The 21346-nt window shown below is 39.2% G+C and carries 7 protein-coding genes; all 7 read left to right on the forward strand.

The window, feature by feature from the left end; all coding sequences use genetic code 11:
* From DL92_RS19285 to DL92_RS0112720, 7 genes are read left to right on the forward strand one after another with little or no spacing between them, the layout of a single operon-like run.
* Positions 1–5451, forward strand: coding sequence for a non-ribosomal peptide synthetase (locus DL92_RS19285; protein ID WP_051625340.1), 5451 nt, complete (start codon positions 1–3; stop codon positions 5449–5451).
* Positions 5452–5489: 38 nt separating this feature from the next.
* Positions 5490–13112 carry a hybrid non-ribosomal peptide synthetase/type I polyketide synthase gene (locus DL92_RS0112695; RefSeq protein ID WP_051625341.1) on the forward strand — a complete coding sequence of 2541 codons (7623 nt, stop codon included), beginning with the start codon at positions 5490–5492 and terminating at the stop codon, positions 13110–13112.
* Between the two features lie 10 nt (positions 13113–13122).
* Positions 13123–13884, forward strand: a complete 762-nt coding sequence (locus DL92_RS0112700; RefSeq protein WP_026667923.1) for a thioesterase II family protein — start codon at positions 13123–13125, stop codon at positions 13882–13884.
* Positions 13885–13938: 54 nt separating this feature from the next.
* Positions 13939–16761, forward strand: coding sequence for an amino acid adenylation domain-containing protein (locus DL92_RS0112705; RefSeq protein ID WP_026667924.1), 2823 nt, complete (start codon positions 13939–13941; stop codon positions 16759–16761).
* 20 nt (positions 16762–16781) lie between these two features.
* Complete coding sequence (locus DL92_RS0112710) at positions 16782–18878, forward strand: non-ribosomal peptide synthetase (RefSeq protein WP_026667925.1); 2097 nt, start codon at positions 16782–16784, stop codon at positions 18876–18878.
* Positions 18879–18890: 12 nt separating this feature from the next.
* Complete coding sequence (locus tag DL92_RS0112715) at positions 18891–19655, forward strand: VOC family protein (RefSeq protein ID WP_026667926.1); 765 nt, start codon at positions 18891–18893, stop codon at positions 19653–19655.
* Complete coding sequence (locus DL92_RS0112720) at positions 19612–20925, forward strand: O-acetylhomoserine aminocarboxypropyltransferase/cysteine synthase family protein (protein ID WP_242845861.1); 1314 nt, start codon at positions 19612–19614, stop codon at positions 20923–20925. Before DL92_RS0112715 ends, DL92_RS0112720 begins: the two co-directional genes overlap by 44 nt.
* Positions 20926–21346 lie beyond the last annotated feature (421 nt).

Consider the following 21346-nt stretch of genomic DNA (forward strand, 5'->3'; position numbering starts at 1 on the left):
ATGACAGAAAATTACAGTAAAGCATTGAGTTTGATTGAAAAACTGGAAAATAAAGGCGTATCTCTCTGGAAAGAGGATGAAAAAATAAAATTCAAAGCAAATACAGGAGCTATACAGCCGGAAGATATTGCGCAGTTGAAGGAGTTAAAGAGTGAGCTGTTGGAATTATTAGATCCTGACAATAGAAAGATTACTCTTTCAGAAAATAAAGCAGACAGGTACAAACCATTCGTGCTTACAGATGTACAGCAATCCTACCTTATGGGAAGAAGTAATCTGTTTGATTACGGCGGACTTTCATGTCATATTTACCTTCAACTGAATTATGAAAAATTGGATGTGAATGAAGTAGAGAGAGTATGGAACTATCTCATAGACCGTCATGAGATGCTTAGAGCTGTGATGCATGAAGAGGGGTATCAGCAGATACTTGAAAAGGCTCCGCATTTTGCTGTTAAGGATTATAAGAACACCCCTGCCGAACAGGTGATGGAAGAAATGGGACATCAGCAGTTTGAAGTGGGCAGCTGGCCATATTTTGCAGTGGGAGTATCAAACTATGATGACAGTGCGATAATGCATTTTTCAATTGAATTCATTATTGCTGACTGGACCAGTATTTGGATGCTACTCCATCAATTTGAAGAATTATATTTCGGTAAAGTGGATGAAATACCTGAAGTTAAGGTGAGCTTCAGAGACTATGTTTTAGCTGAAAGAGAAATGAAAGAAAGTGCAGCCTGTGAAAGGGATAAGCACTATTGGTTAAATAAATTAGAAGATTTCCCAACCTGTCCGCAGATAGATACAGAGCCATATTCTGCAAACAAAGAAGCACGATTCGATAGAAAGTTTTTGCAGCTTACACCGGAACTTTGGGAAAATGTTAAAAATTTTGCTTATAAATTCAATGTCACTCCCACAGCTCTTGTATTAATGGCTTATGCCCATACATTAAGCTGCTTCAGCGAAAACAAGAGATTTGCAATTAATCTTACTATGCTAAACAGACAACCTCTTCATGAGGATATTGGTAAGGTTATTGGAGATTTCACGTCACTTACACTTTTGGATATTGATTTAGATAATAATGAAACATTTATTGAAAATGTAAAGCGTGCCAACATGCAGCTGTTCGAGGATATGGATCACAATTTGTATTCCGGAGTTGCATTTATGCGTGAGCTTGCAAACAGAAAAGGAAGCGCAGCTGCGACAATGCCTTATGTGTTTACAAGTGCTGTGGGACTATTGTCCTCTATGGACGATGCAACTGTAAAGGGAATGGTTTCAGGAATTGGTATCAGTCAAACTCCACAGGTATTTATTGATTGTCAGGTTATGGATGGAAATTTCGGCATGCAGGTCAACTGGGATGTGCGAAGAGGTGTGTTCAAGGATGGTGTTATTGATGACATGTTTACATTATTCAGTGAATTTCTTCAGGCCATGGCAAATGGTGTAGAACCGGAGATTGCAGCAAAGCAGACATATCCAAAGTATCAGAAATCTATATTTTTAAATGCTAACGATACAGCTTTGAAACTACCTAAGCATCTTCTCCATGACAAAGTTCTGGAAGCGGCCGAGAAATACCCAGATAAAATTGCAGTTGTGGCCGGAGAAAATAAATATACCTATTCTGAGCTTATTGAAATAGCAGGAAAAATTTTTGGTGGCTTAATGGAAAACGGTGTAAAGGCAGGAGACACTGTGGGAATAGCTGCCAAGAAATCTGTTTACCAGCCTGCAGCTGCTATAGCAATACTTGCTGCAGGGGCTGTTTATGTGCCTATATCAACGGAACAGGGCGCTAATCGAATTGGCCGAATTATAGAACGTGCGGGCATTAGTACGGTTATCACTTTAACTGATGATGAGACAGAATATCCTGATGGAATTAAAAAAATATTTGTGGATGCAGAGGGAAATAGTGTAGAGCTTCCTAAAACAAATTCAATTGATGCAAGTAGTTTGGCTTATATTATTTTTACATCCGGTTCCACAGGTGAGCCTAAGGGGGTTGCGATATCTCACGGCGCAGCGGTAAATACCATCGAGGACATAATTCGTAAATACGATATTAATGAAAATGATAGCACTATAGGCGTATCGCAATTGAGTTTTGATTTGTCTGTGTTTGACATATTCGGATTGCTTTCAGTTGGCGGCACAGTGGTATATCCGGAGGATAGTAGGAAAAAAGAACCTGAGTATCTTGCTAAGATTATTGAACGAGAGGGGGTTACAGTTTGGAATAGTGTGCCATCACTTTTAAACATGGTGATGGTATATCTGGATTATGAGAACAATGTTCCGGATATTTCTTCTCTAAGATTAGTGATGCTATCAGGCGACTGGATACCGCTCTTCCTTCCGGATAAGCTGCATGGCTATTCAAAGGATGCCAGAGTTGTAAGCCTTGGCGGTGCAACTGAGGCAGCTATCTGGTCTATTTATCACGACTACGAAGGACCATCAGAAGGATTTGCAAGCATACCATACGGCCTTCCACTGGCTAATCAGCAGTTTAGAATTCTTGACAGTAGACTTAAGGATAGGCCTGTAGGTGTAAAGGGTGATATTTACATTTTAGGTGATGGGCTTGCTGACGGATATTACAACGATAAAGAAAAGACTGACCTTCAGTTTATAAAAGATCCTGAGACCGGAAGGATGATGTATAAGACCGGTGACATAGGAAAATATCACAAGAATGGTGAAATAGAATTCCTTGGACGTTCAGACTCCCAAATTAAGTTCAATGGACACAGAATTGAACTTGGAGAAATCGAGAGCGCAGTAAAGCGTTCAGGAACTGTTGAAAACTGCTCGGTAGTATATACAAGCAACGAAGGTGAACATGCCATGATTTGCTTTTATGAGCCGGCTTTCTCAGATGATAATCAGAAAGAAGAGTATATCAATGAGCAGAAAGAGCTTTCCAAAGATATCGAGGAATATGCGCGCCCTGATATAGAGGGAGTTGATACAGCAGGCATAGAGTCTTTGATGAATAAGGAGAACCGGCTTCTTTATATTGCTATGTCTAATGCTATTAATGAAGTGCTGGGTGATGGGTTTACTGAGGGAAGTTTAAAAGAATCTGACAGGATACTGGATAAGCATAAATGGCTGGTTTCTTACTGGATAGATTTGCTTCAAAAGGAAGGATATTTAAAGCCTGATGGCAATAAATATTCCTTCACTGAAAAATGCTGCATAGAAATCTCAAAAGAGAAAATGCAGGCGGAGTGGCAGGAGCTTGGCAGGAACTGGTTGGCAGAGATGGGTACGTCTGAATTCTTGGAATATATTTCTAATTCGGCCCTTTCGTTAACTGGCTTGTTGTCAGGAGAGATTGATCCTATAAAACTTCTTTATCCGGATGGAAAAACAGATGTTGTTGAAGATATGTATATCAACAACAAGATATCAGTTTATTTAAATAGCTGCATCTGCGGCTTTGTGAATAACTATTCTAATCTGGGACGACCACTGAGAATTCTTGAGATTGGCGCCGGTACATGTGCAACTGCACTTCGTGTCACAAAGACTCTTGAGGGTAAAGATTTTACATATTATGTGACGGACATTAACAGCCACTTCATTCCATTGGCTCAGGGTAAGTTTAATGGTGTTCCAAATATGAGATTCTCTGTTTTAAATATTGATAAAGACATTGCAGAGCAGGGATTTGAAGAAAACTATTTCGATATTGTTATTGCAGTTGGAGTTTTGGAAAATGCAAAGGATATATGCTACAGCTTAAAACAGATTAGAAGATTGGTACGTCCGGGTGGATATTTCCTCTTCACGGAGCCGGTGCGAGAGGAAGCTTGGATATTGGCATCTCAGGGATTTTTAATGACAGAGCCTCAGGATGACTTGCGTAAAGATAAAGCGTTTATCGATTCCAAGCAATGGCAGGAATTGCTGGATGAGGCAGATTCTGAAACTTCTTCTTTAGTACTGCCTAAAGAAAATGACAGTTTAGGCGTGTTTGGGCTTGAACTTTATATAAAGCAGTTTAAGACAGAGAGGCAGAACATAAGTGGAGGAGATATCACTTCACTTATAAGGGATAATCTGGCTTCATACATGATACCGACCAGCTACATTATGTTGGATAGTATGCCGGTTACGGCTAATGGCAAGATTGATGGTAAAGCTTTGAAGGCAATTGCAGAAAAAAGAGCTACTGTTTCTGCAGTAGCCGGTGATGATAATACAGATGCATTGTCTGCAGAAATGAATGATCTACAGAAGGAACTTGTTGAAATCTTAGGCGGATTGGGAATGAAAGGATTAGGGCTTAGAGATAGTTTCTATGACCATGGCGCGGATTCTCTTATTCTTGCACAGGCAACAGGTGCAATTCGAGAAAAAATTTTAAAAGACATCCCATTTGATACGGTGCTCAGATTTATGTTAAATCATCCTAATATTCAGGAGCTTTCTGAGTTTGTGGCAGAAAAACGTGGAGACATTCAGGAGCAGACACAAAGCGATACTCTTAAATCAAAACACATAGGAGCAGCTCAGTTGTACAAGGCGGGAGAAGGTCCACTTCATGTAATCTTCCATGCGGCCTTTGGAACAATGAATTCACTGAAATATATTGTGGAAAATCTGGTAAACCGGAACAAGGGAGACGTACTGACTATAGCTCTTGGCGATGCGGACAGATACTATCAGATGGATCGAGAGACTGCGGTGCAGCAGCTGGCAGATGATTATAGCCAAATAATCTTGGAGACCGGGGCTGAACAGATTCAGCTTATTGGATATTGCTTTGGTGGTTGGCTTGCAACTCAGTGTGCAAACAGACTCGTAGAGCAAGGCAAGGAGATAGTAGATGTAATCCTTATTGATTCACAGACAGTACCTTGGATCATAGAAGACCGTTTGATGATAGAGTTAATGTTCCTTCCAAACTTTGGAATAACTCTGGAGGATTTGGGTGTGTTCGAAGATTGCAGAGAAGTTAACTTAGAGAAAATGTTTGTTGATGTTATAAAAGAATTTGGAAAGATTCCGGATAATTTGAGCGATAACTTACAATCAATGCCGGATTATGCAGAGTTTGGCAAGGGCATGAATAGACTTGGAGAAATTTCTATGGAAGACCGTTTTAAGCTTTATGCAAAGCGCGGTTCGGAAAAGACAGGAGAGCAACTGGAGCCATCTATGTTGGAAGGAGTATTTAAAGCATACTGTCAAACAATAAGGTGCTGCAATGGCGAGATGGATTCCTACTTTGGAGACATACGTTTCTTGAATGCGAAGGACAATTCAAGCATGTTCTATAGCAAGGATAAGAATATTGATTATTGGACTGATCTTTGTATAGGCGATATAGAGATTACGGATATTGATGGTGATCATTATAGCTGCGTTGAAAATCCGGACTTTGCTTTAAGCGTATCCAAATTAATAACTGATTACTAAAAAATATTCATGTTTACATTAAGGAAGGACCTTATATTATGCCAAACGATAAAGAGTTGATGAAAAAAGCACTTCTTGAGATCAGACAGTTAAAAGCTCAACTCAAGGAAGCAAAGGGAAATGAACCGGCAGCCATCATTGGAATGGCGTGCCGATTTCCCGGTGGTGTACGTAACACCAATGATTTTTGGAATCTTCTTAAAGATGGAAAAAGCGGGATTTGTGCTATACCGGATAATCGCTGGAATGAATACGGTAAGGAGAAGTTTGATGATAACCCATATCTGAATAAAGGTGGTTTTCTGGAAGATATTGAAGAGTTTGACAACAGACTGTTTAAAATACTTCCTGATGAGGCTGCTTACCTTGATCCTCAGCAGCGAATTCTTCTGGAGGTATGTTGGGAAGCTTTTGAGAATGCCGGATATTCGCCGGAAATGTTAAAAAACAAACGAGTGGGCGTGTTTGTAGGTGTTGTACAAAATGATTTTGGTTATGAAAACATGCTTAGAAACGAAGAAAACATGAACATAACCGGAATAGATCATTCTTTTATTTCCGGAAGGATTTCCTATTTTTTCGGTTTGCGTGGTCCATCTATTTCAATAGACACCGCTTGTTCTTCTTCATCTGTAGCCATAGATACTGCCTTGAAGTACTTAAAGGATAACGATTGTGACATGGCACTTGTATGTGGAGTCAACATTATGTTTTCTCCGGAGATTACTCAAAAGGTTGCAGGACTTGGAATACTATCAAAAAAAGGCGAAGTAAGGGCATTTGACAAGGATGCAGATGGAACAGTTCGCGGTGAAGGTGCCGCTGCCATTATTTTAAAAATGCTGTCTGACGCCAAACAAGATGATGATAATATTCACAGTATTATTATTGGCTCAGAATTAAATCAAGACGGGGAAAGTACCAGCCTTACCGCTCCAAATGGTATTGCGCAGGAAGAATTGTTGCGTAGGGCTTGGGACAAGGCCGGGATAGATTCAGATGATATAGGCTATATTGAAACTCATGGAACAGGAACAGCCATTGGAGATCCAATTGAGATACAGGCAATATCAAGCCGGCTGTCTGATTCCAGAAAAAAGCCTGTGTATATCGGTTCGGTAAAAACTAATATTGGACATCTTGAAGGAGCAGCAGGCATAGCCGGTTTAATAAAAGTTTCTCTAATGTTGGAGAATAAAAAGCTTCCAAAAAGCTTGAACTATGATACTCCATCAGAATATGTCAATTGGTCTGCTATTCCGGTAAAAGTAGCAGATAAACTTATGGACTGGAAAACTGAGAACGGCAAACCCAGAATTGCCGGTGTCAGTTCCTTCGGTCTTTCCGGTACGAACTCACATATTGTACTAAAAGAGTATGAGGATAATAAGCAGGAAGGTAAATCTATGGAGACTTATCCATTTGTGCTTACTTCCGTTGATAAAAAGGGATTAGAAAGACAGGCAGAAGCTCTTAAGGCTTACTTGGAAACAAATGATGAATGTAATCTTACAGATTTGTCCTACTCATACAATATTACAAGAGATAGCTTACCGGAGAGAGGGTTAATTATAGGAGAAAGTAAGGATGAGTTAATCTCAAAACTCTCAAAGCGAATTTCAAGTAATCGTGTGAATAAAAAAAGAAGAGCGGTGTATGTTTTTACAGGCCAAGGCTCTCAGTACAAAGGCATGTGTGAGCAGTATTACAAGGGCAACGAGACATTCCGCCGTAGCTTTGATCATTGTGCTGACCTATTTAAAAAGTATATTGATAGGGACTTGAGAGATATTGTTTTTTCTGAGGATTACGATTTGAATCAGACAGAGAATGCTCAGCCGGCAATATTTGCAGTGGAATACTCACTTGTTCAGATGCTTAAGGTTTATGGAATAAAGCCGGAAGTGGTAATCGGACATAGTATAGGCGAGTATGCAGCAGCATGTACAGCAGGGGTATTTTCAGTTGAAGATGCAGTAAAGCTTGTTGCAGCTCGTGGACGATTTATGCAGGAGTTATCTCCTGAGGGAAAAATGTTGGCAGTATTTGCTGATAGAGTTAAAGTGCAAAATGTGGTTTCTGAAATCCCCGGACTTTATATATCAACCTCAAATTCACCTATGCAAACTGTTGTTGCAGGTACTAATGATGCAGTAGAAAAGGCAGATGAAATTTTTAAGAAAAAAGGAATACGTACAGTCTTCTTAAAAACAGAAAGACCATTCCACACTCCTTTCATGGATGCAGCAGCAAAAGAATTTGGAGAAGTGGCAAAAACTATCGACTACAGTAGGCCAACTGTAAAAATGATATCTACAGTTACAGCCGGATATGAAAGTGATTTATTTGCGGATGCTTCCTATTGGATGGAGCAGATTCTGTCGGAGGTTAAGTATTGCGACAGTATAAATACTGTAGGAAACCTTGAGGAGATTGTCTTTGTTGAAATTGGTGCATTGCCGGTTTTAAATGGACTTATTGCAGCAATCACGGGTGGCGAAGCTGACTGTGTTTGCATAGCTGATAAAAACATAGATAATTCACATGCAATAAAGACTGTTTGTGAACTATATCAGTATGGAATAAAGGTCGATTTCAAAAAATTATATAAGCCTTTCTCACCTGTTTTAAAAGATATTCCCAATTATGCCTTTGCACCTAACAGGATTCCATATATTCATACATTAAGAGGTGAAAGGGAATGCAATGGAACTTCATTAGATTTGAAGCTGCAGGTTGAAAATAACAGTGAAAATGACCTTGAAGTTAATGAAAAAAATGTAAAGACGATATTGTCTGAACTCCTTGGAACAGAGCCGGAGGAGCTTGATGAAAAGGCAGAGCTTGTAAGCCTTGGAATTGACTCAATAAGTGCAGTATCAGTTTTAAAAGCTCTTAATAAAACCTTTGGTACCAACCTGACTTTGAGCCGGCTTTTCAATGCGCATACACCGGGGGGAGTCATTGAGGCTGTGCTTCAAAACAGTAAGAACAACAATAAAAAGGGTGAGGAAGGTCCGGTTGTAGTTACCATAAATGAAGAAGATAGAAATAAAGAGTTCCCGTTAAATGAAGTTCAATACGCATATTGGGCCGGTAGAGACAATAATCGTGCAATGCTTTCAGGTTCGGCTTGCTGTGCTTATTTTGAAGCAGATGTAGACAATCTGGATGAGGCAAAATTTATCGAAGCACTGAAAAAGCTTGAGGCAAGACACGATATGCTTAGATGTCGTATTACAGAGGATGCGATTCAATACATAGAAAAAGAATGTACATCTTCGGTGGTAGTTGTGGATATTTCTGAAGAGAATATAAGTGAACTTGAAGAGATCCGAGAAGAGATGTTCCACAAAATACTGCCCCTTGGCGGCCCTCTATACGAGATAAGATTATCCAGATTATCCGGAGGCAGATATCGTATACATTTTCTCATCGATTTTATGATAGCTGATGCAATGAGTTTGTTTATTTTCAAGCGAGATTTAAACAAGCTATATCGGGGAGAAGAATTAGAGGATCTCACAATTACTTATAGAGACTACGAGTTGTTCTGTCGCAGGTCAAAAGAGATACAGCAAAAACAGATAGAGGACGAGGCCTTTTGGACTAAAAAAGCACAGGATTTTCCAAATGCACCTCAGTTGCCATACAACCGAAGTGTATTTATGGACAATTCCAATAGAAGATTCATTCGTAGACGAATGGATATTACTAAAGACAGATGGAAGAGTTTTTCTAAAAATGCAGCCAGGTTTGGCCTGACTCCTTCAGCGGCATTATTTGCTTTGTATTCTGAAGTTCTTTCTGCTTACGGTGGCGGAGGAAATTATGCAGTTATGCTGACTGTATTTAGACGTCACGATGTGGGTAAGGATACGGAGAATATGATAGGCGATTTTACTAAGCTTGCTCTGGTAGATATTACCAGAAAGCAGACTACCATAGCTGAAAACGCATTGGCGCTTCAGCAAAACATGATGGAAAACATTTCTCATTGTGAGTACTCTGCCGTAAAGTTTACCGACATGCTTAGAAAACAAACCGGAGAGTCTCGTTTATATCCGGTGATATTTACCAGTGCTGTTGGATTGGATGAAAATCTTCAGGAAGAGTCCGGCATTATGGATAGCTTGCGAAGCGTTGTTTCGTCAACACCACAGGTATGCTTGGATCATCAGGTGTTTTTTGAAAATGGTACCCTTGTTCTTTCCTGGGATTCCTTGGATGAGGCATTCTGCGAAGGGGTTGTGGATGCAATGTTTGAGGTGTATTGCGACCTGGTTAATAAAGCTATAGATGGTAAGGAATTTTTCAGCACAACACTTACTGATTTGCGCTCTAAAAAACAGAAGGAGGAGCAACATAAGGCTAATGGAACAAATTATGATTATGTGGGAAAGCTACTCCATGAGGGATTTATTGAGAATGTACAGCGCATTCCGGATAAGGCGGCGCTTATAAATGACGGCTGTACATATACCTATGCTCAATTAAATGAAAGAGCAAACAGTATCGCAAATGCGGTTATTGAAGCAGGGGCAACGCCGGGAGATAGAGTATTAATAGAACTGCCTAAGTCATTTGAACAGATTGCTGCTGTCCTTGGAGTACTAAAGGCAGGCTGTATATACGTTCCTCTTACTTATGGACAGCCGAAGATAAGAACAGAACGTGTTATAGAAAAGGCAAAGCCGTTTTGCATTATTACAGACCGGGATTACGAAAATTATAATCTAAAGAAGCTGGTTCCAGATGAAATAGCCGGAAATTGTAACAAAGATATTTATAGAGAAGTTAAAGCTTCTGATGGAGCATACATCATCTATACATCGGGTTCTACCGGGCAACCAAAGGGTGTTTTCATAACACATGAAGCAGCAATGAATACCATAGAGGATGTAAACAGAAAATATCGTATATGCGAAAGTGACAGTGCCATAGCTGTATCGTCATTGAGTTTTGACCTATCGGTATATGACATATTTGGTATGTTAACAGTCGGAGGAACTATTGTTATGCCGACTGAAGAGCAGCGTATTGATCCTAAGCAGCAATATGAGCTTGTGGTAGCCAATGATGTTACTGTATGGAATTCAGTACCGACAATTATGGATATTTTTGTCGATCATCTGCTTAAACGTGGACTTACCTGTAATATCAGAAAGGTAATTCTCTCAGGAGACTGGATACCAATGGAACTTCCGAATAAGCTTTCCAAGGCACTTCCAAATGGAAGGCTTACCAGCATGGGAGGAGCGACAGAGGCATCAATATGGTCTAACTATTTTGATGTTAATGAGCCACTTGTTGGCTGGACTTCTGTGCCCTATGGTTATCCTCTTGCAAATCAGAGATTTTATATTTTGGATGAGTTTGGAAGAAGGTGCCCCAATCATATTCCGGGAAAACTTCATATTGCAGGAGCAGGTCTGGCAAAGGGTTACTATAACGAGCCCGAGCTTACAAAGGCGGCATTTATAAATCATGAACTGACAGGAGAGCACTTGTACGATACAGGGGATTATGGTTGCTATCACAAGGGTGGATGCATTGAATTCCTTGGAAGAAAAGACGGTCAGGTGAAGATAAATGGATACAGAGTTGAGACAGCAGAGATAGAAGCTGCAGTAAAAAAATGCGGAATAAATGACCGAGCCGCTGCAGTTCCTGTGGGGAATAAGACAAAGCGCCTAGCTGTGTTTATAGAGACAGAGAATAAACCGGATAGTTCAAAAATAATAGAGCAGTTAAAGACATACTTACCTCATTATTTCATTCCGGAAGCTGTTGTAAACATCAGCAGTTTTCCATTGACAGCCAATGGTAAATTTGATCGCAAAAAGCTTGCAGACATATATGAGAATTTGGAACTGAAGAAAGTTAAAAAACATAGGAATACCGATAATGATTCTCCGGTTTTAAAGAAAATATGTGAAATTCTTGATATTGCTGATGTGAATCCGGGTGAAAGCTTCGGACACCTTGGAGTATCTTCTGTTGATATGATTCGACTTGCTGATGAACTTGAAAATGCCTATGGCATCAGACCATCTGTTAGTAAAATGCTTTCCTACAATGCTATTTCGGAGTTGGTGGAGTTCTTTGATGGTAAGGTACAACAAAATGACAATTTAAATCATGCTGAGAGTGTTATGCAGAAGGTTATCAGAATAGAAGATTCATTAAATGAAATCTCTCCATTGGAAAAATATGAAGAAAAGGGAATCACTTTGTATAGCGAAAATGGAGCATTGCGCTTTAAAGCTGAAAAGGGTGCAATGACTGATGAAATTCGTCAGGAACTTAAGCAAGATAAGCAGATGATTTTAGACTATCTTAAAGAGAAGGAAAAAAGGGATAAGCACAAAGAGGAATATATTAAGAAAAATGCTTATCCGCTTACTCCGATACAAAAAGCATATCTTCTTGGACGTTCAAATGATTACGAACTGGGCGGAACCAGTGCTCATTATTATGCGGAATTTATTTGGGATAAAGTGGATGCGGTAAAACTTGAAAATGCAGTTAATACTTTGATTGATAGTCATGATATTCTTCGTTCAATTGTTCTTGAGGATGGAAGACAGATGATTCTGGAAAAGGTGCCTATCTATAGAGTCGCTGATAGAAAGTTATCAGATGGTGACTTCAAAAACCTGAGAGATAACTGGAAAGACAAAATTTATGAGGTTGGCAAGTGGCCAATGTTTGATGTGTTTGTCAGCCGGCTTCAAGACGGTTCAAGGGTGGTTCATTTCAGTTTTGACTGTATGCTCTTAGACGGCTGGAGTGCCAATATGATGATTCGACAGATATACGAATTGTACAAGGGCAAAAGTATTGATGTTCCAAACTATAGTTTTTGCCGGTATGTGTGCAAAAAGGATGAATGGCAAAAGGATAAGGATTATGTAATTTCTGCTGAAAACTATTGGAAACAACGGGCTTCAAAGCTTTCACCCGCCCCTAAGCTGCCATACAACCTTCAGTTCAATCAGGTAAAACAGCCTCATTTTGATAGATTGCGTTATGAACTAAGCCGGGAGCAGACACAGAAACTTAATATCCACTTAAGAAATTATTCTTCAACGGCATCAGCTGTAGTTTGTACAGCATATATGCGTGCACTTAGTATGGCCTCAGGCTCTGAAAAGTTTTCACTAAATCTTACTGTGTATAACAGGTTGCCTCTCAATCAGGAAGTGAAGAAGCTGTTAGGTGATTTTACAAATGTAACTGTTGTTGAATACAAAAGAGACAATGAAGGCAGCTTTCTGGAAGAAATGAAGCAGGTAAAGACACGAATTCTTGAAGCAGTTGAGCATCGAACCTATAACGGTCTGGAAATTCTTAAAGCGATGTCAGACGGAGATCCCTTTAAAGCAGTTCTGCCGGTTGTATTCACCAGTGAGTTGTTCGGAAGTTTAGATGAAGAGGACACGTCAGAGATATTCAAGGAAACAAAGGAGCTGTTTGCAATAAGCCAAACCCCTCAGGTATCTCTGGATCACCAAGCTTTGGTCAGAGAAGGGAAGTTGGTTCTGATTTGGGATTATGTAAAGGAATTATTTAAAGCAGAGGTTATAAGTGAGATGTTTAATAAATACATTTTATTTATAGAAGAACTGGCGGATGCAGATTCCTGGGAAAAAATGTGAGGTGCGAATAATGTATAAACATAAAGTATGGTTTCCTTTTTCGGAGAAGTTAGAAACCAAACAGGATGGCGTGATGGTTTTTTGTTTCCACCACGCCGGTGGTTCGGCTGCTGTTTATAAAAAATGGACGGATATCAATGATAGAAATATAGCCTTTATTCCAATTGAACTTCCGGGTAAGGGTTGCCGAATAGACGAAGAACCTATCTGTGATATGAAAAAGCTTACAGATCAATTAGCCGAAGCAATAGATGAGTTTTCTGATGGAAGAAAAATAGTTTTTTATGGCCATAGTATGGGAGCTGCCATTGCTTTTAAAACAGCTCACACCATGCAGACCCACTGTGACACGAAGCCGGAGCTGTTGATAGTTTCGGGTAGACACTCTCCATGTATTAGCATAGTTGATCGCTATACAACAGATATGGATGACAGCATGCTTGTAAAAGAATTAGAGGTAATGGGAGGTACACCCAAGGAAATACTTGAGAATGAAGAACTAATGCAGTTTCTTATACCGAGAGTAAAGAACGACTATAAGCTTAATGAATCATTCGTCTATAACGGAGAGATAGTTGGTATTCCTATTGAAGCTTATGCCGGCTCAAAGGATTATGATGCCACTATTGAGATGATGGACGAGTGGGAAAATGTTACGACCATAGGAATGAAAAAAAAGGAGTTTGAAGGAGAACATTTCTTCCCTTTTGATCTTGGAAAAGAGTATGAGCTGGAACTCAAGGCTCACATATATCATCAGATTCAAGATTGACTTTAAAAAAAAGGGAGGAAAGGATTCTGTGGAAGAATTATTGGAGGATTAATAATGTCTAACAAGATAATTGAAAAAAATGGAGTAAATATTTCTCCAAGTTTAATTCATGAAGGATTTTTTGATATGGCATCACAATATCCTGAGCGCATTGCTGTGGCTCAGCGTCAAGCGGATGGTGGTGTGAAATGTTTTACATATAAAGAAATAGCTGAAAAGGCCATGCAGTATTCCGGCGCACTAATAGAAAGCAATACAAAGGGGATTGTTGCAGCAGCCCTTGATAAGGGTGCAGAATTTATAAGCGCTGTAATGGGAATTCTTTCTGCAGGATGTGCCTATTTGCCAATAAGTGCAACTGTACCTATGGAGCGCAGGAAGTTCATTTGTGAAAAGGCAGAGATCTCCACTGTTATTACAGATTGTGATAGCAAAGTTTTCTTTGAAGAAATGGGATTAAAGGTTATTACACCTGAAACCGTATTAGACGCAGATAAGGCACAAGCTATTGAAGTTGATCCGGAAAATGATGCATATATTATTTTTACCTCCGGAACAACCGGACAGCCCAAGGGGGTTGAAATACAGCATTTTGCCGCAAGCAACACGATTAAAGATATCAACAAAAGATTTAATGTAACTGAGGAGGACAGCGTATTCGCAGTTTCGGAGATAGATTTTGATCTTTCTGTTTATGACATTTTCGGCATTCTTTCTGTTGGTGGAAAGGTTGTTATCTGCGATAAGAATATGAAAAAGGAAGCTGAACAGTGGAAAGAGCTTATGAAGAAGGAACAGCCTACTGTTTGGAATTCTGTTCCAATGTTATTTGATATGCTCCTGTCTGCGGATTACAAGAATGAAGTGGTAGGAAAGCTACGATTAATTCTTCTTTCGGGAGATTGGATTTATCCATCATTGATTACCAGAATTCGTGAAAAAAATAAAACAGCCAGAATCATTGCGCTTGGCGGAGCAACTGAGGCTTCTATTTGGTCTAACTGCTATGAAGTGGGTCAGGAAATTGACAGCAGTTATAAATCTGTACCTTATGGAAAGGCTCTTACAAATCAAAAGTACAGAATTGTTTCTGAAAACAGAGTGATTGAAGGGGCTTTAGAGGAAGGAGAATTGCAGATAGGTGGTGTAGGTCTTGCCAAAGGCTATGTCAATTCTCCGGAGCTTACTGCAGAGAGATTTATTGAAGATCAGGGATGCCGCTGGTATAGAACCGGCGACAAAGGAAGATATTTAGAGGATGGCAATATTGAATTCCTTGGACGACTTGATAATCAGGTCAAGTTTGGTGGTTATCGTATTGAGTTGGATGAGATAACCAAGAGCCTTATAGCTCATGAGAGAGTTAGTGGGGCAGGAACTGTAATGATTCAGAAAAATGAAAAGCAAATGTTGGCCTCAGTAGTAACAGAGATAATTAACCAGGTGCAAGAGGAGCCAAAACAGATTGGGGCAACGTTTGATGCATCAGAGTTATTAAATAAACAGGCTGTTATAGCTACGGCTGCATTAATGGAGATTCTTGGTCTCAATAAATCACAAAGTCTACCAATTGAAGCAGATAAGCTCTTTAGCCAATTAGGTTTCGATTCTGAAAATAGAAGTGTTTTCGATTATTGGCTGACTGTGCTTGAAAAATATGGATATATCACAAATGCACATGGGAAAATAGCTTTAACGGACAAGAAGGCGGAATCTGTTTTAGAAGAGATGAAGGAAAACATTATCCTTTTATCAGATGTTATGAAGGGGGAGAAAACCGCTGCCGACATGATGGAAGATGAGTGGTTGTGTCCGGAAAAGGTTTCACTAAGAGAAAAGGGAATTATTGCCGGAGTAAATGAAATCGCAGAGAAAATAAATGAGCTCTATGAGGAAGAGAAAATAAATCTTCATGTAGCAGTTCTTGGCGTTAGAACAGGATTGGTAGCAGAGATGCTGGTAAATCTTACCGAGGATTCCGATATCGATTATACGTTTATAGATCAAACGGCTTTCTTTACTTCTCAGGCAAAACAAAGGCTAGGTGAAGCTCATAGTTATCATATTATTAAGGACATTGTCCCGGATGATTTAAGAAATGCTTTTGAAGTAGTGGTGGATATAAATGATATGCATACTCATCCGAATTATGAGCAGGCCGTATTTATAATCAGAGAATTGTTAAAGAATCATGGAAAGAGCTATATTGTAGATCTTAACCAGTTGCCACCGTTATCATTTCTTTCTGCAGCTCAAATGGAAAAGGGATTTATTAACTTTACTAAAGAAAATCGCCCCTGGGAGAACAATCCGGTTATGCCGGCTAAACAAGCAGCAGGATGTTTTTTGAGACAAGGTTTTTGTAATGTTAACTGGCATGGCTATGAGGACTCTGCATTTGTTATTTTGGAGGCTGAAAAGAGAAAAGACTCAGATGAAAGCCTTACAGCTAACGCACTTAAGTATTATTTGGGACAAAGACTTCCTGAATATATGATTCCGGAGAAAATTGTTTTTGCAAGCAGAATTCCTCTTACTAAAAATGGAAAGCCGGATCGACAGGCTCTTATTGATATGGTTAATACAGATGACCTTTCAGATCTGACACCACCATCAACAGAAACGGAAAAGAAGCTGGCAGCTATGTGGCAGGATATTCTTCATGTTGATGAGGTTGGAGTTGAGCAGAGCTTTTTCCGAGCAGGAGGAGATAGTCTTCTTGCAACTCATTTGCTTACAAAAGTACGTCAGGAATTTAATGTGGAATTTTCCTTGAAGGAAATGTATGGCGAGCCAACACTTGGGGCAATAGCGGCGCTAATTGATGAGAAGGCCTCAAATTCTGATGATGAAGATATGGAGTTTGGTGAGATATGACCAAGGAAAGGTAACTAACCATGATTTTATATGATTATGAAATAAAGAACCTTATTCAAATACTTTACCTCCGTGGAAAACATACACCTGATAAAACAGCCTATATCTATATACCGGAAGAAGGAGAAGCGCAGCAGTGTAGTTTCAAATCTTTATACGAAAATAGCGCTAGGATTGCCGGAGTTTTAAAAGCCGGTGGCATTAAAGCCGGTGACAGATGCATGATTATGTACAGGCAGGATATGGAACTCTTGTATGGGCTATATGGTTGTTTGATGGCCGGGGCAGTTGCAGTGCCTTTAGATATTTTTCATGAGGCAACCGATTTAAAGCGCTACGTTAATGTATATGAAAGTTGTGGGGCATCCGGAATTCTTACAAATGATAGTGCGGCTTCTAAAATGAAAGAAATTTCATCTGAACATTTTGGGGGTATTCCGGTATTCCATTATTCCATGACAAAAGAAGCACAATTATATTGCAACGAATTTGAAGAAGGGTTAGCTGTTCTTCAATATACATCCGGTTCTACAGGTGATCCCAAAGGTGTAATGATAACTCACAGTAATCTATTGGACAATCTTAAACAGATTGAAAGAAGGTTGTGTTTAAATGGTGAATCTACATGGGTGGGATGGTTGCCATATCATCATGACATGGGATTGATAATGGGACTTTTTACCGCTGTATACAGTGGAAGTAGAAATGTTTTTATGTCTCCGGAGCTATTTAAAAGTAATCCGGAGAAATGGATACATGCCATGAGTGATTACAGAGCCACTCACACAGTTGCACCTAATTTTTCTTATGAGTTGATCAGCAAAATTTTAAAAGAAATTTTTGAAAGAGGAAATCCGGACAATATTTCTTTTTCCTCATTGAAAAAACTCATAAGCGGTTCTGAGCCGGTACGCTTTAACACTCAAGTTGAACTTATGAATATTTGTGAAAAGTTTGGAATGAGAGCAGAAGCGATTAGAGCTGGATATGGTTTGGCAGAAGCTACGTTGATGTTGACTATGAACGAAGAGGATAAGGCGGCCGGATGGCTTGAAGTTGATAAAAATGCATTGTCAAAAAATAGAATTGTAGTGCTTAACAGTGGCAATTTTGCTGACTCGTTTAAGGTACGTGAAGTTGATAAAAATGGAACCTATCTGGTAGGAGTAGGAAGGCCGATTGATGATAACAGCATTATGATTCTTTCCCCGGAGCAAGAAGAATTGCCGCCAATGTCTATAGGCGAGGTTTGTATATGCGGACCATCTGTAGCTGCCGGTTATTGGAAGCGTTCTAAAGAAACGGCTGAAATATTTGTGCAAGGTAATAATGGAGAAGTAATTCTACATTCCGGTGACGCCGGATTTGTAGGCGAAGATGGTGAACTTTATATAACCGGAAGATATAAGGATAGCATTGTCATTCACGGAGTAAATTATTATCCGACAGATTTGGAAGCTTTATCAGCAAACAGTAATAATTTATTAAATTATGCTGCATGTGCTTTTTCAGCATCTTTCCGGGATGAGGACAGCATTGTATTAGTTCAGGAGATAAAGGGTAAAAAACTATCTGAGGAGACATTAAAAGACATAGCACAGGATATACGTAAGAATGTTTTTAGGGAATATAGTTTACAACCGCAGGAAATTATTTTAGTTGAAGAGAATTCTATTCCCAGAACCGATAGCGGAAAGATACAAAGAAAGACTACTAAGGATTTATTTTTAAATGGTGCTCTTAACGGAGTGCTTATTAAAAACCAATTAGATGTCACAGATTTAAGTGAGATTGATGTTAGGAAAAGTGAAGATATTAAGAACATCATTATTGATTTAATAGCTGACATGCTTAATATAGCACCATCGGAAATTGACTTAGACATGCCCTTTATGAAAATGGGACTGAATTCACAGATGAATGTAAATATAGTTGCCAAGTTGAATACAGTTCCAAGAGTGGAGCTACCGGTTGTAGATGTATTTAATCATAACACTGTAGAAAAACTTACTGAGTATATATATAATACCTGTTTCAATGAAAGTGATGAAGTAGATGATTTAGATGCATTAAGTGAAAAAGAGTTAGCGATGTTACTTGAACAAGAATTAGGATAGGAAGTGTGAGTCATGAATAATATTGATTATAGGCTTAGCCATATACATTTAAAGGTAAAAAGTACAAGAAATGCTGTTAAAAGATTGAAAGATGCAGGGTTTACCATTGAGTTTGGTCACAAGGGGCTTATTTCTCCAAACGCTTTTATTTTCTTTAATGACCATGCATTTATTGAAGTTTATATGATGAAGGGACCTGCAAATTTATCTCCGGTGTTTATGGACAAGAAGTTCGGAAAACAGATGGGAGACCGGTTTAGATTTTGGCGCGATGCGCCGGAGGGATTTACTGATTTTGCTTTTGAGCCATGTGACAGAAAGACAGCAGCCATTGAGAACATGGGAAAAGTAAGAGAGCAACTGTTAAATGAAGGATTTAATCTTTCTGAGAACATGATTTCCTCAAGACGTAATGTAAGGGATGAAAACGTTGGATTTGGTTTTTGTCCTTTAAGTCCTGCTGAATTACCGTTTCTGGTTACCGCATATTCAGTAGAACAGATTCCTGAGCATATTGAGCACAGCAATGGAATTGACAGTATCTATAGGATGGAGGTCACATGCTCAGACAGAGATTATCCGGCAATGGAGAGAATAGTAGGTAATGATAAGAAGGTCAAGCTGATAAGGGGTAGAGAGACAGCCATAACCAAGGTGGTGTTTCTCACCAAAAAAGATGACTTTACGCCGCCACCATTGCAGGGATTATTTGGTATGAACGTAGGATTTGTTAATGAGGAAGATATTAAAGGAGCAGAAGAAAATGAAGAAGCTTAGAAAAGAGACTTTATGTGTCCAGGCCGGATATGAGCCAAAGAATGGTGAGCCTCGTATAGTTCCGATTATACAGGGATCTACCTTCAAGTATGATTCAAGTGAAGAGATGGGGAAATTGTTTGATATGGAAAAATCCGGATATTTCTATTCTCGTATCCAGAATCCAACTTGCGATAATGTTGCGGCAAAGATATGCGCCCTTGAGGGCGGAAGTGCTGCAATATTAACAAGCTCCGGTCAAACAGCAACCTTCTTTTCTATATTTAATATATGTGGATGTGGTGATCATGTTATTGTATCCAGCATGATTTATGGTGGAACTTATAATTTATTCCATATGACAATGGGACGAATGGGAGTTGAGTTTACATTCTTAGATCCGGATTGCTCAGAGGAAGAATTGGATGCGGCTTTTAAGCCAAATACAAAGGCTGTTTTTGGAGAATCAGTATCTAACCCGGCGTTGGTAGTTTTGGATATTGAAAAATTTGCAAAGGCGGCCCATAAGCATGGGGTTCCACTTATTGTAGATAATTCATTTCCAACACCTTTGAATTGCAGACCTTTTGAATGGGGAGCAGATATAGTAGTGCATTCTACATCCAAGTATATGGATGGCCATGATTCCACAATCGGTGGATGTGTTATCGATTCAGGAAATTTCAATTGGGATGAGCATGCAGACAAGTACCCTTCACTTACAACTCCGGATCCTTCATACCATGGTGTGATTTATACAAAACACTTTGGCCGGGAAGGTGCATATATTTCAAAAATGACAGCTCAGATTATGAGAGATTTAGGTGCCGTACAAAGCCCGATGAATGCATATATTTTAAATTTAGGACTTGAATCGCTTGCGGTACGAATCGAGAGACATTGTAGCAACGCTATGAAGGTAGCATCCTTTATGAAGGACCATGACAAAATAAGTTGGGTAAATTATCCGGGACTTGAAGATAACAAGTACAGTAACCTTGTTAAAAAGTACATGCCTGATGGCACCTGCGGAGTAATCTCCTTTGGTGTTAAGGGTGGAAGAAAAGGTGCAGAGGAATTTATGAAACATTTGAATGTATCAATGATCTGTACCCATGCAGCAGATGCACACTCAATAATTCTCCATCCGGCATCATCAACTCACAGACAACTCAACGATGAAGAGTTGGTAGCTTCCGGAGTAACACCGGATTTGATTCGTATATGCGTAGGTATAGAAAATGTTAATGACATAATCGAAGATATTGATCAGGCACTTTCGTATATCTGATATATAGACAAAATGGAGGTCATTACATATTGTCTAGTACAAAAAAAGACAGCCGTCTATGACGGCCAATGTCATTAAGTTAAGATGACAGCCCAAAAGATCTCTATGTCAGAAATGACATAGGGGTCTTTTTTTCTTAAAAGGTATTGACAGATTATCGTAAATGTGTGGCCGCTTTCGCTACTGATGTTTTAAAGGTAGCGAAAGCGGCCCTTGTAATTAAGGAAAACTTGATTGCAAGGAGGTCACATATGAAACCAAAACACATTAAAAAGCTTTTATTATCTGAAATCACTACCACTACTCAAAACATGTTGGATTATGTTGTTAATCCCAAAGTAGATTTCACTAGGAATCGTAAGCTTCCATTCGAAAAAATAGTCAGAGCTATCATCGAGATGGAAAGCAAGAGTATAACCAA

It is taken from the genome of Butyrivibrio sp. AE2005, assembly GCF_000686965.1.
In the GTDB taxonomy this organism is placed as follows: Bacteria; Bacillota; Clostridia; order Lachnospirales; family Lachnospiraceae; genus Butyrivibrio; species Butyrivibrio hungatei_A.